Origin of the sequence: Methylobacterium crusticola (assembly GCF_003574465.1) — a bacterium.
Lineage (GTDB): Bacteria > Pseudomonadota > Alphaproteobacteria > Rhizobiales > Beijerinckiaceae > Methylobacterium > Methylobacterium crusticola.
The window spans coordinates 1-4903 of sequence record NZ_KZ984667.1 but is presented as its reverse complement, the minus strand read 5'-3'; the positions used below and the strand labels follow the sequence as shown (position 1 = coordinate 4903).

Sequence of the window (4903 nt, the reverse complement as noted above, 5' to 3'; positions counted from 1 at the left end):
AGCACAAGTGGCACATCCACAAGAACATCGCGGGGTAAGGTGCCACGCGATCCCGGCGGACGCGATGCCGCCGCCGGGATCGCCGGCCCGTCCGGGCCGGGCCGGAGCCTCCCGGAACGCGAGCGCCCGGCACGCCGGTCGCGCGCCTCCGGGAGACCCGGAGCCGCGCCGCCGGCCTCCCACCGGCCGCCGCAGCCGACGGGGTCCCGTCGGGGGCCGGGCCGCCGTCCGGCGCCGCGCCTCGAAGGCCGCGGGATCGAGCCCGCCGCCGTCCGGGGCGACGGCGCCCCGCTCAGGTCGGACACGACGTCGTTCCATTCTCGTGCAGGTGCGATGATGATCGATACGCAGGACAGCCGGCGCACCTTGTGGCGAGAGGTCATCCACCAGGCGCTCGCCGACGCGGTCTCGACGAACCGGGAGCTCGCCGACGAGCGCGAGCTCGCCCGGGCCTGGTTCCGGCACGCGACCCGCGACTTCCGGGAAGTCTGCGCCCTCGCCGACCTCGAGCCGGATTGCGTGCGGATCGCCGCCCTCAAGTGCGTCGCGGACCACGACGCGGGCAAGCCGACCTTCAACCTTCACCGCGTGCTTCAGCACGCCGGCCGGGCGCTCACCATCAACGAGTGGGCGGAGTGCTCGGGCATCGCCTCGAGCACGCTGCGCTACCGCCTCCGTCTCGGCTGGACCGCGGAGGCCACCCTCACCACGCCCCTGCGCAGCGCCCCCGATCGCCCCCCGGCCGCGTCCCGCCGCCCGCTTCCGCGGGGCCGCCACGAGGGCGCCGGGCCGGCACCGAAGACCCTCACCTTCCAGGGCGAGACCCTGACCGTCGCAGAGTGGGCGCGGCGCCTCGGCCTGACGCGGGCCGGGCTGTACCTGCGCCTCGCCAGCATGCCCGTCGAGGCGGCGCTCGCCACCCCCGTCCAGCGCCGCGGCGCGCGGGGAAAGCCGAAGGCCGCGACGGCGCAGGTCTGAGGCGCGGGCCCGCGCTCCTCGCGGGCGCCCCCCGCCGCGTCACGGCAGCAACGGCCCCCGGGACTTGAGCCAGGTCGCGACGGCGGCCGCCGCGCCGCCCGGGCTGCGCAGGTCGGTAACCGATCCGGCCTTGGCGCGTCCGCCGGGCCGGCCCGCCGGGGGAGCCACCGGTGAGAGGGTCGAACTCGCCTCGGAGACCGCTTCGGATCCCGGGATCGTCAGTTTCTCGCAAAACCGCACAGCGTGCCTCCACGTCGACCGCGCGACGGACTCGCTCATCGCGAGGGGCAACGGCACCGGGTTGATTTGGATCCCGCGCCGCCGCGAGGCCGACGGCGCGCCCGGTCCCGGCGCGGCCGGGCCCGCCGGAGCGGCGGGCGGCGCAGCATCCCCGGGGAACCGATGGGCAGGCGCCTGCCTTCCTGCTAGAACCCGCCGCGAGGTGAGAAATGGGGAACCGCGATGGCGGAGCGCGCCCTGGCCTGCGGCCGGGACGCGGCGCCGGCGGTGAGCGGCGGGGCGAAGCCCATCCGGCAGCGCAGGGAACGGGACGGCGACGGGCTCCCCGACGGGCGGCGCCTCCGGTGGCTCCGGCGCGCGTGGCGGACGCCGCGGCGCGGCTCCGGACATCCACCCGGCCGTCCATCCACCCGGCCGACTCCCGCGCGTCGGGCTCCCGGTCCGCCGGCGTGAGGGCGCTCCCCATCCGGACGGCCCGGTGCCACTTGGGTCCGGCGCCACCCGGCCCGGCGCCCTTTGCCGGCGGGGAGCGGCCGGGCGGCGCCCAAGGACGGGCCGGCGACAGGAAGACGAGCCTGGGGCGGCCCGCGGGACGCGCATCGCGCGCCGGGAGCGCCGCCCCTCCCGAGGCGAACGGCAGGCCAGTGACATGAACCCCACCGCGACACCGCCGAACCGCTGGCGCCTGCGCGCGCCCCGGCTCCGGAACCGGATCCCGAGCTCCCCGGTCGCCCTGCTCCTCACCGCGGTCGCCCTCGCGAGCGGAGGCTGGAACTACGTCGCGGGCGTGCAGAGCCGGGCGGAGACGCTGCGGCAGAACGGCCTCATCACCTACAGCGAGCGCGTGCTCTCGACGCTGAAGGACCTGGAGACCGGCCTGCGCGGCTACGCCCTGACGGGGCGGGACGAGTACCTCGACCCCTACCGGGCGGCCCTGGGGCGGATCGACCCGGAGCTCGCGGCGCTCGACGGGCTCGAGACCGCCCCGGCGCTCCCGGCGCGGCGCCGGTCCCTCGTCGACGCCCAGAGGGATTTCGCCGCCCGCGTCGTCGCGGCGCGCCGCCAGGAGGGGCTTGACGCCGCGACCGCCCTCGTGCTCACCGGCGAGGGCAAGCGCAACATGGACGCGATCCGCGCCCTGACGCAGCAGGTCCAGGAGCGCGCGACGGCCGACCTCGCCCGCGTGGCCCGGGCGGAGCGCTGGCGCTCGCCGCTCCTGTCGCTCCTCTGCCTCGCGTCGGCCGCGGCGGCCCTCGGGCTCTTCGCCCGCCTCGCCCTCGTGCGGCGCCGGGAGAACCTGCGCATGGCCGCGCTCCTCGACGGGGTCCTGGAGAACGCCCCGGTGGGCCTCGGCTTCCTCGACCGCGACCTGATGATCCGCCACATGAACCGGGCGCTCGGCAGCATGAGCGAGCGCGGCCTCGGGGCGGGCGTCGGGGACCCGATCTGGGCGCTGCTGCCCTCCCTCGAGGAGCAGCTCGCCCCGATGCTCGCGGCGGCGCGCGACGAGGGGCTCGTCACGGCGAACGTCGAGGTGGGCGTGCCCACCGCGAGCGCCCCCGGCGGCACCCGCCACTTCCAGATGGCGTTCTTCCCCCTGCGCCGGGACAGCGGCGACGTGCAGGCGCGGGCGGAGGGCGTCGGCCTCGTCATGTCGGACGTCACGCTCCGCAAGCTCTTCGAGACGCGCAAGAGCGAGAGCGAGGAGCGCTTCCGCTCGCTCACCGAGGCAACCTCCGCCATCGTCTGGACGACGCCCCCGGAGGGCGGGTTCGCGGAGGCCGCCTCCGAGTGGACGCGCTTCACCGGCCAGACCCCGGCAGAGGCCGCCGGCTCCGGCTTCCTGGAGGCGGTCCACCCCGAGGAGCGCGCCGCGACCGAGGAAGCCTGGCGCCGGTCCGTGGCGACGCGGACGCACTACGAGACCGAGCACCGCCTGCGCCGCCACGACGGTGCCTGGCGCCACATGGAGGTGCGCGCCGTGCCGATCCTCGAGGGCGACGGGCGCGTGCGCGAGTGGGTCGGCGCCCACACCGACATCACGGCCCGCAAGGAGGCCGAGCGCGAGCTCGAGGCCGCCAAGGTGGCGGCCGAGGAGGCGAACCGCGCCAAGAGCCAGTTCCTCGCCAACATGAGCCACGAGCTGAGGACGCCGCTCTCGGCGGTGATCGGGTACTCGGAGATGCTCCAGGAGGAGATGGAGGACCTCGGCGAGGAGGGCCTGCTCTCCGACATGCGCAAGATCGAGTCGAACGCGNACCTGCTCGGGCTCATCAACGACGTGCTCGACCTCTCGAAGATCGAGGCCGAGCGCATCGAGATCTACGCCGAGAGCTTCGCGGTGGCCGACATCGTGCGGGACATCGCCGCGACCGTCGAGTCGCTGGTCACCAAGAACGGCAACACCCTGGTGCTCGAGATCGCGGAGGATCTCGGCAGCGCGCACTCGGACGTGACGAAGCTGCGGCAGTGCCTGATCAACCTCCTGAGCAACGCCGCGAAGTTCACCGAGGGCGGGCGCATCACCCTCGCGGCCGGCCGCGAGGCGCGGGACGGCGCCGGCTGGCTCGTCTTCCGGGTGAGCGACACCGGCATCGGCATGAGCGCCGAGCAGCAGGCCCGGCTGTTCCAGCGCTTCACCCAGGCCGACGCCTCGACGACGCGGCGCTTCGGGGGCACCGGCCTCGGGCTCGCCATCACGCGGGCCTTCGCGCGCATGCTCGGCGGCGAGATCACGGTCGCGAGCCGGGAGGGGCAGGGGACCACCTTCACCCTGGCGCTCCCGGCCCGCTACGACGCGAGCGCCTCCGACACCGCCCCCGAGGCCGCCGAGGCCCCGCGCCCCGCGCCCGAGGGCGGCCCCGCCTCGGCCTCCCAGGTGCTCGTCGTGGACGACGACCCGGCGACCCGCGACCTCCTCGCGCGCTTCCTCCAGAAGGAGGGCTTCCAGGTCGCGACCGCGGCGGACGGCCGCGAGGGCCTGGAGCAGGCGCGCGCGCTGCGCCCGCGCGTGATCCTCCTCGACGTCACCATGCCGCGCATGGACGGCTGGTCGGTCCTGCGGGCGCTCCGGGCGGACCCGGAGCTCGGGGCGACGCCGGTGATCATGGTGACGGTGCTCGACGAGCAGAACCTCGCCTTCTCGCTCGGGGCGACGGACTACCTGCACAAGCCCGTCGAGTGGGGCCACCTCAAGGAGGCGATGGAGCGCTTCCGGCCGGCGATCCACGAGGGGCCGGTCCTCGTCGTCGACGACGACCCCGACGTGCGCGAGCGCATGGCGACGCTCCTGCAGCGGGAGGGGTGGCGCGTGGCCTGCGCCGAGCACGGCCGGGCGGGCCTCGAGGCCGTGGCCGCCCGCAAGCCCGGGCTGATCCTGCTCGACCTGATGATGCCCGAGATGGACGGCTTCGGCTTCCTGCGGGCGCTCCGGGCCCGGCCGGAATGGCGCGACATCCCGGTGGTGGTGCTGACCGCCAAGGACGTCACCGCCGAGGACCGCCGGCGCCTCGCGGGCCAGGCCGACCGGGTCCTCCAGAAGGGCCAGCTCAGCCTGTCGGACCTCGCCGCCACGCTGCGCACCCTGACGGCGCCCACCGGGGCCGAGAACCGGGCCGCGGCCGGCGCGGAGCCCGTGCCGGCGGACGGCGCGCCGTGACGCTCGTGCCGCGCGCGGCGCGGGGCG

Annotated in this window: 2 protein-coding genes and 1 pseudogene; all 3 read left to right on the top strand. The window is 75.9% G+C overall.

Going from position 1 to position 4903, the window contains the following annotated elements; genetic code table 11:
• Window positions 1-333 precede the first annotated feature (333 nt).
• A complete protein-coding gene (locus tag DT057_RS05570; protein WP_203236195.1) occupies window positions 334-978 on the top strand; it encodes a hypothetical protein in 645 nt (214 codons plus the stop codon).
• A gap of 889 nt (window positions 979-1867) precedes the next feature.
• Window positions 1868-3475 (top strand): annotated as a pseudogene (locus DT057_RS36580) (PAS domain-containing protein); the annotation flags it as partial.
• Between the two features lies 1 nt (window position 3476).
• Window positions 3477-4876 (top strand): hybrid sensor histidine kinase/response regulator (locus DT057_RS36575; protein WP_244937351.1); only part of this gene is annotated, 1400 nt, incomplete at its 5' end.
• Window positions 4877-4903: the final 27 nt, after the last annotated feature.